At 69.0% G+C, this 12,574-nt stretch carries 11 protein-coding genes and 1 pseudogene; 9 read left to right on the top strand and 3 right to left on the bottom strand.

Annotated features, from left to right (window positions below; all coding sequences use genetic code 11):
* Positions 1-14: 14 nt before the first annotated feature.
* Both ACLJK8_RS20145 and ACLJK8_RS20150 read right to left on the bottom strand, forming a co-directional pair.
* The gene (locus ACLJK8_RS20145; protein ID WP_413152157.1) at positions 15-1,298 is read right to left on the bottom strand and encodes an ROK family transcriptional regulator; all 1,284 of its coding nucleotides are present in this window, start codon (positions 1,296-1,298) and stop codon (positions 15-17) included.
* Between the two features lie 65 nt (positions 1,299-1,363).
* Entirely contained in the window at positions 1,364-2,251 is an 888-nt protein-coding gene (locus tag ACLJK8_RS20150; RefSeq protein WP_413152158.1) for a sugar phosphate isomerase/epimerase family protein, read from the bottom strand.
* A gap of 464 nt (positions 2,252-2,715) precedes the next feature.
* Between ACLJK8_RS20150 and ACLJK8_RS20155 the strand changes: the two genes are divergently transcribed.
* The 9 genes from ACLJK8_RS20155 (at position 2,716) to ACLJK8_RS20195 (ending at position 12,369) form a co-directional block, all read left to right on the top strand.
* Positions 2,716-3,642: a GntR family transcriptional regulator gene (locus ACLJK8_RS20155; protein WP_413152159.1), complete on the top strand. Its 927-nt coding sequence runs from the start codon at positions 2,716-2,718 to the stop codon at positions 3,640-3,642.
* Between the two features lie 98 nt (positions 3,643-3,740).
* The gene (locus ACLJK8_RS20160) at positions 3,741-4,835 is read left to right on the top strand and encodes an isocitrate/isopropylmalate dehydrogenase family protein (protein WP_413152160.1); all 1,095 of its coding nucleotides are present in this window, start codon (positions 3,741-3,743) and stop codon (positions 4,833-4,835) included.
* Between the two features lie 74 nt (positions 4,836-4,909).
* Positions 4,910-5,965: an ABC transporter substrate-binding protein gene (locus tag ACLJK8_RS20165; RefSeq protein ID WP_413152161.1), complete on the top strand. Its 1,056-nt coding sequence runs from the start codon at positions 4,910-4,912 to the stop codon at positions 5,963-5,965.
* Between the two features lie 68 nt (positions 5,966-6,033).
* Complete coding sequence (locus tag ACLJK8_RS20170) at positions 6,034-7,800, top strand: ABC transporter permease (RefSeq protein WP_413152162.1); 1,767 nt, start codon at positions 6,034-6,036, stop codon at positions 7,798-7,800.
* A complete protein-coding gene (locus ACLJK8_RS20175) occupies positions 7,793-8,851 on the top strand; it encodes an ABC transporter ATP-binding protein (RefSeq protein WP_413152163.1) in 1,059 nt (352 codons plus the stop codon). Before ACLJK8_RS20170 ends, ACLJK8_RS20175 begins: the two co-directional genes overlap by 8 nt.
* A 60-nt stretch (positions 8,852-8,911) precedes the next feature.
* Positions 8,912-9,616, top strand: a complete 705-nt coding sequence (locus ACLJK8_RS20180; protein ID WP_413152164.1) for an aspartate/glutamate racemase family protein — start codon at positions 8,912-8,914, stop codon at positions 9,614-9,616.
* A 37-nt stretch (positions 9,617-9,653) separates the two neighbouring features.
* Complete coding sequence (otnK, locus tag ACLJK8_RS20185; protein ID WP_413152165.1) at positions 9,654-10,904, top strand: 3-oxo-tetronate kinase; 1,251 nt, start codon at positions 9,654-9,656, stop codon at positions 10,902-10,904.
* Positions 10,901-11,638: a class II aldolase/adducin family protein gene (locus ACLJK8_RS20190; RefSeq protein WP_413152166.1), complete on the top strand. Its 738-nt coding sequence runs from the start codon at positions 10,901-10,903 to the stop codon at positions 11,636-11,638. The genes otnK and ACLJK8_RS20190 overlap by 4 nt, the downstream gene beginning before the upstream one ends.
* A complete protein-coding gene (locus ACLJK8_RS20195) occupies positions 11,635-12,369 on the top strand; it encodes a transporter substrate-binding domain-containing protein (RefSeq protein WP_413152167.1) in 735 nt (244 codons plus the stop codon). Before ACLJK8_RS20190 ends, ACLJK8_RS20195 begins: the two co-directional genes overlap by 4 nt.
* Before the next feature lie 108 nt (positions 12,370-12,477).
* Here ACLJK8_RS20195 and ACLJK8_RS20200 read toward each other — a convergent pair.
* Positions 12,478-12,574, bottom strand: a pseudogene (locus tag ACLJK8_RS20200) (IS5/IS1182 family transposase); the annotation flags it as partial.

Raw genomic sequence — 12,574 nt, forward strand, 5'->3', positions numbered from 1 at the left:
TCCCCGAAGCGGTGTCAGGCTGGCGGGTCCGCTTCGATCTGCTGATCCGTGAGTGTCTGGTTCTCCAGCGACAGGAACCGCTGGTGCAGCATGCAGGCGGCGCCGAAGGCCGCGCTGGTCTCGGGTGCCTCGTGCACCGTGATCGCCGGGACCGGGAAGCTCGGCGCCTGGGCCGCGCCGAGATAATGCGCGACGCGGGCGGCGACGAGCGGATAGAGCGCCGCGACCGAGCCGCCGAGCACGATCCGGTTCGGATCGATCAGCCGGCAGGCGGTGGCGATCGCATGGGCGAGATCCCGCGCCCAGTCCTCGGCGATCCCGACCGCCGCCGGCACCCGGTCGCGCACATGATCGAGGAAGTCCGCGAGCGTGGCATCCTCCGACGCGGGCCCGGATGAGCAACTGGGCGCGCGCCCCTCCTCGCGGTAGCGTCGCAGCAGATGGCCAAGGCCGAGCAGCTGCTCGAATTCGCCGCCGTCGCGGTAGCGGGCATGCCCGATCTCGCCGGCGAGCCCGTGGCCGCCCCGGAAGAGCCGGCCGTCGATGACGATGCCGCCGCCCACGCCGGTTTCCAGCACGAGGAAGAGCGTGACGCCGCGCCGGCCGCCCCTGTCCCGGTAGCCCTCGCCGAAGGCGAAGGCATTGGCTTCGTTCTCCACCATGATCGGCAGATCCGGGTCGAGCCGCGAACCGGCGAGATCCGCGCCCGAAAGCTCCGCCAGCGCCTCGCGCGCGAGCAGGCCGAGATCCTCGTCCCGCCAGCCGAGCAGCGGCGCGACGCGCACCTTGCCGGTCGCGTCCATCTGCGCCGGGGCGCTGAGACCGAAGCCCTCGACCCGGGCGGCGGCCTCGGGCGACAGCCCGTCGAGCGCCTGGGCGAGCGCGCGCCGGACCGCCTCGCGCGCCGGGACCGCGCGCCCGTCGAAAGGCTCGACGCGCTGGCCGATGATCCCGGCCGCGAGATCGATCCGGAGCGTGGTGATATGCTCGACGCCGATCTCCGTCCCGATGAAGGAGGCCGCGCCCGGATCGAGCTCCAGGAGGATGCCGGGCCGCCCGGCGCGCCGCCCCCGTCCGGCGGCGACCTCGCGCCCGCCCCCGCCGGAGACGACCTCGCGCACCAGCGCGCTCGCCTCCAGTTCCGCGACGATATGGCTCGACGAGGAGCGGTTCAGCCCCAGATGCCGCGCGATCTCAGCCCTGCTCAGCCGCCCGTGCTCGAAGAGCGCCCGAAGCGCGGCGATCACATTGCCTTGCCGGATGCGCCGGGGCGAGCTGGACGGGAAGGGTTCGGTCATCGCGGGACTCCTCGGCTTCGATCCGGGGAATACTTACCGGATCGGGCGGCGGCGGGGACTCCGCGTCAGGCGGCGGCGTTCACCTCGCGGCGCCGGACCGCCTCGGCCCAGCGTTGCTCGATGAACTGGCGCGCATGGGCCGCGAGCGGGTTGTTGTCGTCCCAGGTGTCGCGCCAGATGCCGCAGACCCGCGACAGCGCCTCATCGACGATCGCGCTCGAGAAGCTCTCGAAGACCACGTCGCGGTTGTCATAGCCGATATCGACCAGCGCCGCGAAGATGCTCGGGAAATCGATCGTCCCGGTGCCGAGGAAGCCGCGGTAGTTCTCGTTGAAATGGAAATAGGTGACCTTGTCGCCCGCGAGCCGGATCGCATCCGCCGGGCTCGCCTCCTCGATGTTCATGTGGAAGGTGTCGAGGTGGAGGAACACGTCGTCCCGCCCGGTATCCGCGATGAAGCGAAGCCCCTGCGCGGTGGTGTTGAGAAGGTTCGATTCGAAGCGGTTCACGACTTCGAGCACGATCTCGACGCCGCAGTCCTTCGCCACCTCGGCGGTCGCGGCCACGGCGCCGGCGCTGTTCATCCAGCCCGCGCGCGTCGGCATGGCATCGTACTTGCCATGCATCGAATAGAGGATGCCGCCGAGCCGGATGCCGCCGATGTCGCGCACCGCCTTCACCGCGTCCGAGAGCATCGCGGTGCCCTTCGCGACCACGGCCTTGTCCTCGCTCGACACATCGGCCTCGGCGGGCAGGCCCATCGTCACGACGATCTCGATGTCGAGGTCCTTCGCCCGTTTCGCCAGCCGGTCGAGATCGAATTTCTCGGGCCGCAGATAGGCGAATTCGATCATGCGGTAGCCATGCTCCGCCGACTTGTCGAGCGCCATCTCCAGCCCCTCCTGGGTCTGACCGCCCGTCCAGACGAACGAGTGAATTCCGAGCCGCCGCATGACGTTTCCTCCCTGACCGCGAGCCGATGCCGGTGGTGTAATTCATTTTGTATGAGAGAGCAACAAATATTTTGACACATGGCTCCACTGATCGGGGAGGAGCACGGGGCCGGAAAGTTTCCGCAGACGCGCGATGCGTATGATTGACCTTGACCCGCGCAAGGTGCTCGGTTCTGATTTGATGCACATCACAACAAATGATCGCGCCAAATGATCGCGCCGCATGGTTTCCGCGGCATCGATCGATCCGAGGTGGCCTCGGCGCCGCGCAGCGATCCGCGACTCATCGCAGCTCGCCCGGTCGCCCGAACCGGATCGGAACAGTCCGGTCCATCCCCTCCCGGTGAAGGGCGATGGTGCCCGCCCGTGGAATTTGCACCGATACGCTGGAATAGCCAATAGCGACGTGCAATCTTCCCCTCCGAAGCCGCCGGATGTCCCCGGCGCACGGAAGGATGCCACGCATGTCGATATCGAGCCCGCTCGCCATCAGGATCGCCAGGGATCTCCTGGACGCCATCTCCACCGGGGAAATCGCCATCGGGGATCATCTGAGCGCGCAGCGGATCGCCGACAGGTTCGAGGTGTCGCGGTCGCCGGTGCGCGAGGCGTTGCAGGCTCTGGCCGAGGAAGGCTATCTCGACCAGCACCAGAACCGGGGCTATTTCGTCCGCTCCGCGCCGCCGGCCCGGGAGCAGCCGGGTCCCGAGGGTGCGGATCAGCATCCGTTCGACACGCCCAATGACTACCAGCGCGTCGCCGAGGACTGGCTTGCCAACCGGATTCCGGCGGAGGTGACGGAGCAGATGCTGCGCTCCCGTTATGATCTGACCAAGGCGCAGCTCAGCGACATCCTGGTCCGCGCCTCCCGTGAGGGATGGGTCGAGCGCAAGCAGGGATATGGCTGGCGTTTCCTGCCGGTGGCGAAGACGGCGGAGGCTTTCGCGCAGATCTACCGCTTCCGCCAGACGATCGAGCCGGCGGCGATGCTGGAACCGACATACCGCGTCGATCGCGGCGTGCTCCTCGAGCAGAGACGCATCCAGGAACGGATGCTCGACACGGATATCGAACGGCTTCCAGGCGAAAGATTGCTCGAAAGTGGAGCTACATTCCATGAAGAGCTGATCAAGTTCTCGGGCAATCCGTTCTACCACCAGGCGCTCGTCCGGGTGAACCGGATGCGCCGTCTGATGGAGTACCGGACCGAGATCGACCGCCGCCGCCTCTATGTTCAATGCGCTGAACATATTGAAATACTGAAGTTAATTGAAGACGGTTCCATCGTGGACGCCTCCTATCTGATGCGCCGCCACCTTGGGGCGGCTCTGTCGACGAAACAGCCGGATCAGCCGAGGGAGGACGCGACCGGCCGGCGGGCTTCGCCGTAGATCCAATTTTTAGATTGCATCTTTTCAGATAAAAAGCCAATACTGCCTCCACACCGAGTCGGGCCGCGGGGCCACGACCGAACGCAGGAGGAGAGAAGATGCGCATCATGGTTGTGCCGTGCGACGGCATTGGCCCGGAGATCACGCGGGCGACGATGGAGGTGCTGGAGGCGACGGACAGCGCCTTCGGACTCGGCCTCGAGTTCGAATACGAGGAGACGGGTTTCGACAGTCTCGCGAAATACGGCACGACGCTCAGGCCGGAGACGATCGAGCGCGCGCGCCGGTTCGACGGCGTGATCCTCGGCCCGCAGTCGCACATGGACTATCCGGCACGCGACGAGGGCGGGATCAACGTCTCCGCCGGGTTCCGCACCGGGCTCGACCTCTACGCGAATGTCCGTCCCGCCCGCGTGCGGCCGTTCCTGCCGGCGCGGGTGCCGGCGATGGACATCGTCATCATGCGCGAGGCGACCGAGGGCTTCTACCCGGACCGGAACATGTTCAAGGGCATCGGGGAGTTCATGCCGACCCCGGACGTGGCGCTCTCGGTACGCAAGATCACCGCGCCGGCCTGCGAGCGCATCGCCCGCGCCGCCTTCGAGATGGCGATGAAGCGCGGCAGGCACGTGACCGCCGTGCACAAGGCGAACAACTTCATCGTCACCGACGGTCTCTTCCTCGAAAGGGTGCGCACGGTCGCCTGCGAGTTCCCCGAGGTCCGGCTCGACGAGGTGATCATCGATGCGATGGCCGCGCATCTGGTGCGCGATCCCTCGCGCTACGACGTGATCGTGACGACCAATTTCTACGCCGATATCCTGTCCGATCTCGCGAGCGAGCTTTCAGGGAGCCTCGGCCTCGCCGGATCGATCAACGCGAATGCCCAGACCGGCCTCGTCTGCGCCCAGGCGCAGCACGGGTCGGCGCCGGACATCCAGGGCCGGAACGTCGCCAACCCGACCTCCCTGATCCTGTCGGCGGCGATGATGCTGAGCTGGCTCGGCGAGCAGCGCGGCCTGCCCGGCTTCGAGGCGGCGGGCCAGGCGATCACCGAGGCGGTCGACGCCGTGCTCGCCGAACCGGGCAACCGGACCCGGGATCTCGGCGGCTCCACCAACTGCGACGATTTCGGGCATCTCGTCGCCGAGGCCATCGCGGTGCCCGAGCTCCGCGCCGCCGCCGCCGGCTGACTCCCCAACAAACCGACAAGGCGCGGCGCCCTCATCGGGGGCGACCGCGACGACAGCACCAACGGAGGAACATCATGTCCAGACTGACCGCTTTCAGCTGCGCCGCGCTGCTCTCGCTCTCCCCGGCCGCCTTCGCCGCCGACGCCGCGCTCGTCGAGGCTGCCACCGAGGAGGGGGCCGTCTCGGTCTATACCTCGACCGACATCTCCCAGGCGCGGGGCCTGCTCGACGCCTTCGCCGCGAAATATCCCGGTATCCGGATCGACTACAACGACGTGGGTACCAATGGCGCCTACAACCGCGTCATCGCCGAGGCGGCCGCGCGCCAGATGGGCGGGGATGTCATCTGGAGCTCCGCGATGGACCTGCAGATGAAGCTGGCGGCGGACGGCTATCTCGACGCCTATGCCTCGCCGGAGGCGGGGGTGGTGCCCGACTGGGGCAAGTACCAGGACATGCTCTACGCGACCACGATCGAGCCGGTGGGGATCATCTACAACAAGCTCTCGGTCAGCGAGGACAAGGTTCCTCACACGCGGGCCGAACTGATCGCCTTCCTCGCCGATCCCGAGGTTTCCGGCATGGTCGCGACCTTCGACCCGGAGAAGAGCGGCAGCGGCTTCCTGTTCCATACCAACGACGCGCTCCAGACCACCGATTTCTGGGAACTCGCGGCGGCCTTCTCGGCGGCGCGGGGCAAGACCTATTCCTCGACCGGCTCGGTCAAGGAAACGGTGGTCTCCGGCGAGAACGTGCTCGCCTTCAACATCATCGGCTCCTACGGCATCGAATGGGCGAAGGAGATCGAGAACCTCGGCGTCGCCTTCACGACCGACCATACCGCCGGTTTCTCCCGGGTCGCGGGCATCCCGAAGGACGCCCCGCATCCGGCGGCCGCCAGGCTCTTCGTCGACTTCATGCTGTCACCCGAAGGCCAGGGCGCGCTCGCGGCGGCCGACCTGCCCTCGGTCAGGACCGATATCGAGGGCGGCCTCGATCTCGACGGGCTGAACGAGGTGGTCGGCGGCAACCTGCGGCCGATCGTGCTCGACGAGGCATTGCTCGACTACATGTCGCCGATGAAGCGCGTCGATTTCCTGAAGCAGTGGAAGGCGGCCGGCAAGAGCTGATCCCGCGCGCGCCCGTCGCGCGGGTCGCGGCGGGTGTTCCCCGCAACACGCACGCAAGGAGACGCGCCATGGCCGTCCAATCCACACCGGTTCCGTCCGGGCTCACCACCGCGCTCGCGGCGGCGGAGCTGGCGAAACGCCCGAGCCGCTTCCCGAAACCCGGCGACGCCCTCGCCCTCCGCCGGACCATCATCGGACTGCTCGCGGTCGTCGTCCTCGCCCCGGTGGTCCTGATCGTCTACCAGAGCTTTCTCGACAACCCGTTCTTCACCCCGGCGGCGAAGGCGTCGCTCGAAGCCTACCGCTACATCCTGACCGACTCGATGTTCTACGAGGCGCTCGGGAACACGGTGATCATGGCGCTCGGCATGGTCGCGATCGCGGTCCCGCTCGGCGCCGCGCTCGCCTTCCTCATCACCCGCACCGATGTGAGGTTCCGCAAGGCGCTCGAAGTGCTGGTGCTCGTGCCGATGTTCATCTCGTCGATCGTGCTCGCCTTCGGCTATACCGTCGCGGTGGGACCGTCGGGGTTCATCACCATGGCGGTGCGCGATCTGCTCGGCTTCTCGCCGTGGAACCTCTACACGCTGACCGGCATCATCATCGTCTGCGGCCTCAGCCACGTGCCGCACGTCTATCTCTACGTCTCGGCGGCGATGCGGAACCTCCCCTCGGATCTCGAAGAGGCCGCCCGTGTCACCGGCGCGCCGCTCTGGCGGGTCTGCCTAGACGTGACCGTGCCGATGGTGCTGCCCGCGCTCGTCTTCGCGACCGCGCTGAACCTGATGATCGGCTTCGAGATGTTCGGCGTGCCGCTCGTGCTCGGCGAGCCGAGCGGGATCGTGGTGCTGACGACCTATGTCTACAAGCTCACCACGCTCTTCGGGGTGCCGACCTACCAGCTGATGGCCGTGGTCGTCGTGCTCCTCGTGCTGATGACGCTGCCGCTCGTCTGGTACCAGCGGCGCCTGCTGCGCCACGCCCGCCGCTACGCCGCGCTCGGCGGCAAGGGCGCGCGGACCCAGGTGATGCGGCTCGGGCCGAAGGGTCAGGCGATCGCGCTCTCGATCATCGGGTTCTGGCTCTTCGTCTCGGTCGTGCTTCCGATCGGCGGCATCACGCTGCGCGCCTTCGTCGGCGCCTGGGGGCAGGGGGTGAACCCGCTCGAGCATCTGACGCTCCGGCATTTCGCCAACCTGCTCGAAGTGCCGAGCCTGACGCGCGGCATCGTCAACACGATGATCCTCGCGGTGGTGGGCGGTGCCTGCGCGGTGGCGGTCTATCTCGTCGTCGGCCTCGCCGGGCATCGGAACCGCGACGCGTCGAACACCCTGCTCGACTACATCGTGCTGCTTCCCCGGGCGATGCCGGGCCTGATGATCGGCCTCGCCTTCTTCTGGCTGTTCCTCTTCGTGCCCTTCCTCGTGCCGTTCCGGACCACGCTCATCAGCCTCTTCGTCGCCTATCTCGTCGTCGGCCTCTCCTATGGCCTGCGGCTCCTGCAGGGCACGCTGATCCAGGTCGCGCCGGAACTCGAAGAGGCGGCGCGCACCACCGGCGCCACGATCGGGCGGAGCTGGCGCGACATCGTGATCCCGATCATCCGGCCGGGTCTCGCCGGGGCCTGGGCGCTGATCATGATCGTCTTCCTGCGCGACTATGCGACCGGCGTCTATCTCATGAGCGCGGGCACCGAGGTCATCGGCTCGCTGATGGTCTCTCTCCTGCAGACCGGCGCGATGGACATCATCGCCGCGCTCGCCTTCGTCTCCATCCTTCTCACGGCGGCGGCCATCGGCCTCGCCCTCCAGCTGGGAGCCAAGATCCATGACTGAGCTCGTCGTTCGCAACGTCCACAAGTATCTCGGTGGTCTCCACATCCTGCGGGGCGCGTCCTTCCAGGCGGAGCGCGGGTCGATCGTCTCGCTCCTCGGCGCCTCGGGCAGCGGCAAGACCACGCTGCTGCGCTGCGTCGCCGGCCTCGAACAGCCGGAACTCGGCTATATCCGGATCGGCGACAAGGTGGTGCTCGACGACGAGAAGCGGGTCGCGCTGCCCCCCGAGAACCGCGGCATCGGCCTCGTCTTCCAGTCCTACGCGCTCTGGCCGCACCGCACCGTGACGGAGAACGTGGCCTACGGGCTGAAGCTCCGCGGCGTCGACAAGGTCGAGGCGGGCAAGCGCGTGCAGGCCACCCTCGCCAACATCGGCCTCGGCCATCTCGCCGACCGCTACCCCGACCAGCTCTCCGGCGGCCAGCAGCAGCGCGTCGCGATCTGCCGGGCGCTGGTCTACGAGCCGCGCGTGCTCCTGATGGACGAGCCGCTCTCCAACCTCGACGCCAAACTCCGCGAGGAAGCGCGCTACTGGATCCGCAAGCTCGTGCTCGACCTCGAGATCTGCGGCGTGCTCGTGACCCACGACCAGGCCGAGGCGCTCGCCGCTTCCGACAATATCCTGCTCCTCAAGCAGGGCGCCATCGTCCAGGAGGGCGCGCCGCAGGACATCTACCAGCGGCCCGCGAGCTTCTACGCCGCCGACTTCCTCGGCGCGAACAACGTGGCGATGGGCCGCATCGAGCGCGGCCCCGACGGATCGGGCCGGATCCGGGGCGCGAACTGGGCGCTCGACGGGATGATGGTCGGCGAGGGCGAGGGCGAGGGCAACGCGGTCATCCGGGTGGAGCGGATCGGCGTCCATTCCGAGCCCGGACAGGACCGGATTGCCATGGATCTCGAGCACTGCCTTTATCTCGGGGACCGCTGGGAATACCGATTGAACTACGGCGATCTGAAGGCCAAGGCGTTCGGCCCGACCGCGCTGCCTTCCGGCAAGGTCTGGGCCTCGGTACCGCGCGAAAGCGTCTGGCTCTTCCCCGCCGCCTGAACCCTCGCGGCGGCCGGAAGCTCCCCGGCCGCCGTCCTTCTCACCCGGAGGAGATCGCGAATGTCCGCGCCACCCCGAATGGCATCCCGAACAGCACCCCGAATCGCGCTCGTCCACGCGACCCCGGTCGCGATGGAGCCGGTGCGCGAGGCCTTCCTCGCCTGCTGGCCCGAAGCGGAGACCGTCAACCTGCTCGACGACGGGCTGACCATCGATCGTGCCAGGACGCAGGAGCCAACGCCCGCGCTGACCGAGCGCATCATCGCGCTCGCCGCCTATGCGCGAGGCGCCGGGGCGGCGGGCGTGCTCTTCACCTGCTCGGCCTTCGGCGCGGCGATCGACGCCGCGGCGCTCCGGCTCGACGTGCCGGTGCTGAAACCGAACGAGGCGATGTTCCGCCAGGCTCTCGCGCGCGGCCCGAACATCGCGATGATCGCCACATTCGGCTCGTCGGTCGCCGGGATGGCGGCGGAATTCCACGCGCTCGCGGCCCGAACCGCGCCCGGCGCGCAGCTTTCGACGGTGCTGGTCGAGCCCGCGCTCGCGGCCCTCAGTGTCGGCGACGCGGAGACCCACGACCGGCTCGTCGCCGGGGCGGCGGCCGAACTCGACGGGTTCGACGCCATCATGCTCGCACATTTCTCGACCTCCCGCGCCGCGCCCGCCGTGCGCGCCGTCGCCGGCGCGCCGGTCCTGACCAGCCCCGACGCCGCCGTCGCCGCCATGCGCGCCCTGGTCGAAGGCGCCGCCCGGAGGATCGCGTGATGCCCGGAACGCACTGGTATCCGAAAGGAGGCACGGCATGCTGCTCGGCTGCGTAGGCGACGATTTCACCGGGTCGAGCGACCTCGGCAACACGCTCGCGAAACAGGGAATGCGGGTCACGCAATACCGCGGCGTACCGGAAGACCCGGCGGCGCCGGAGGTGGAGGCGGGCATCGTCGCGCTGAAATCGCGCACGATCCCCGCCGCCGAGGCGGTCGCCCAGTCGCTCGCGGCGCTCGAATGGCTGCGCGCGCAGGGCTGCCGGCAGATCCTGTTCAAATACTGTTCGACCTTCGATTCGACACCCCGAGGTAACATCGGCCCGGTCGTGGAGGCGCTCGCCGACGCCCTCGGCGCGACCCGGGTCATCATCTGCCCGGCCTTCCCCGCGACGGGCCGGACGGTCTTCCAGGGCCATCTCTTCGTCGGCGACCGGCTGCTCTCGGAAAGCGGGATGCGCGACCATCCGCTGACACCGATGACGGACCCAGACATCCGCCGCTGGCTCGGCCGCCAGACCAGGCTCGGCATCGGCCATGTCGCGCTGCCGACCGTGCTCGCGGGCCCCGCCGCGATCCGGGACGCGCTCGACGCGGCCGACGCGGGGGGGCATGCGCTCGTGGTGGTCGACGCGGCGCGGGACGCGGATCTCATCGCCATCGGCGCGGCGGCGGACGGCCTGCCCCTCGTCACCGGCGGCTCCGGAATCGCTCTCGGCCTGCCGGGGAACTTCAGGCGGCGCGGGCTCCTGAGAGGCGAGGGCGGCGGCTGGTCCGGATCGCCGGGACCGGCCGCGATCCTCTCGGGCTCCTGCTCGATCGCCACGCGCGAACAGATCGCGACGCATCGCGCCCGGCATCCGGCGCTGGAGATCGACGTGGACGCGGTGCTGGCCGGCGAGACCCGCGCCGGGGACGTGGCGGACTGGCTGCTCGCGCGGAGCGACGGCCTGCCGCTCGCCTATTCCTCGGCCGATCCGGAGCGTGTGCGCGCGGCGCAGGAGAAGCATGGGCGCGAAGCCTCCGCCTCCGCCATCGAGGCGCTTTTCGCCGAGACCGCGCGCCGGCTCGTGGCGGGCGGCGTGCGGCGGCTCATCACGGCGGGCGGCGAAACCTCGGGCGCGGTGGTCGAGGGGCTGGCGCTCGGCGCGCTGGAGATCGGCCCCGAGATCGACCCCGGCGTGCCGGCGGTGCGCGCGGGTGAACTGACGCTGGCGCTCAAATCCGGCAATTTCGGGCGGCCGACCTTCTTCGAGGAAGCGGCCCGGGTGCTCGCGGAGGGCGCATGATGTCGGACGCTCTCCTGCGTGAGCGGATCTGCCGGCTCGCCCGATCGATGTTCGATCGCGGCCTGACGGGCGGCGCCTCGGGCAATATCTCGGCCCGCACCGAGGATGGCGGATTGCTCGTCACGCCCACCGGATCGAGCATGGGCGATCTCGACCCCGCGCGTCTGTCCCGTTTCGACGCGGGCGGGCGGCTCGTCTCCGGCGACGCGCCGACCAAGGAAATGGCCTTGCATTCGGCCTTCTACGAGACGCGCGCCCGCGTCGGCGCCGTGGTGCACCTGCATTCGACCCATTCGGTGGCGCTCTCGATGCTGCCCGGGACCGATCCGGAGAGCGCGCTGCCGCCGCTCACCGCCTATTCGATCATGCGGCTTGGCCGGGTGAAACTCCTNGCGCTCTCGATGCTGCCCGGGACCGATCCGGAGAGCGCGCTGCCGCCGCTCACCGCCTATTCGATCATGCGGCTTGGCCGGGTGAAACTCCTGCCCTATTTCCGCCCCGGAGATCCCGCGATGGGGGAGGCGGTGCGCGGTCTCGCGGGCCGGCGCTCGGCGGTGCTTCTCGCCAACCATGGGCCCGTGGTCGCGGGAAAGGATCTCGAAGCGGCGGTCTACGCGGCCGAGGAGCTCGAGGAGACCGCGCGGCTCGCACTGCTGACACGCGGCTCCGATCCGGTGATGCTGACCGACGCGCAGATCCGGGATCTTGTCACGAAATTCGAGGTGGACTGGTGAACTACGACTGTCTCGCACCCACCGGCGCGATCCGCGTGGCGATCGCCGTCGGCTCGACGAAATCGGCCGTCTGGACGCGCATCCCCGAGGGGGGAACCGAGCCCGAGGGGGTGACGGTGGACCTCGCCCGCGCGATCGGCGCGCGCACGGGCCTTCCCGTCTCGCTCGTCCCGCTTTCGAGCTCGGCCGAGATCATCGCGACCGCCGACGATGGCGTCTGGGACATTTCCTTCACGCCGATCGACGCCTCGCGGCGCGCGGCGGTGCTGGTGGGAACCGCGTTCCATGTCGGGGAAAGCAGCTATCTGGTGCGGGCCGACAGCCCCTTCCGCCGCGCGGAGGACCTGCATCGTCCCGGCATCGTCATTCTAGGCGTCGCCGGGACCGCGACCCTGCGTAGCGCCGAGAAGGTCGCGGGCGGCGCGACGCTCATCGCCGCGGCGAATCTCGCCGAGGCGCGGACGGGTTTCGCCGAGGGCAAGGGCGACGCGCTCGCGCTCGGCCGGCTCGCCCTCGAGGACATCGCCCGCGAGATGCCGGGAACGCGCGTGACGGAGGGGAATTTCCACGTCGCCGAGACGGCGGTGATCGCCCCGAAGGGCCATGACGCCGCCCTCGCCGTCGCGAGCGAACTGGTTCGCGGCCTCAAGGCGGATGGCACGGTTCGGGAGAGCTTCCTGCGCCACGCGATGCCGGAGGCCGTGATACCTCCCGACGAGACCCGCGGGTGACCCGGGCGGAGCGCCGAGGGAGGGCGTGCGCCGGGGAGGGTAACGCCAATGTCATCGGCGGCCGGGGCGCGCGGGCCTAGGTTCTGTCTGAGAGCCGGACTCGAAACTCTACGCGCCGTGCCAATACCTTGCGAGGCGCCTGGTCAGGACGCGGATATGGGCGATGAATATCCACGCCTCGGCGGAAGCGATGGATTTCTCCCAG

Origin of the sequence: Amaricoccus sp. W119 (genome assembly GCF_047275745.1) — a bacterium.
In the GTDB taxonomy this organism is placed as follows: domain Bacteria; phylum Pseudomonadota; class Alphaproteobacteria; order Rhodobacterales; family Rhodobacteraceae; genus Amaricoccus.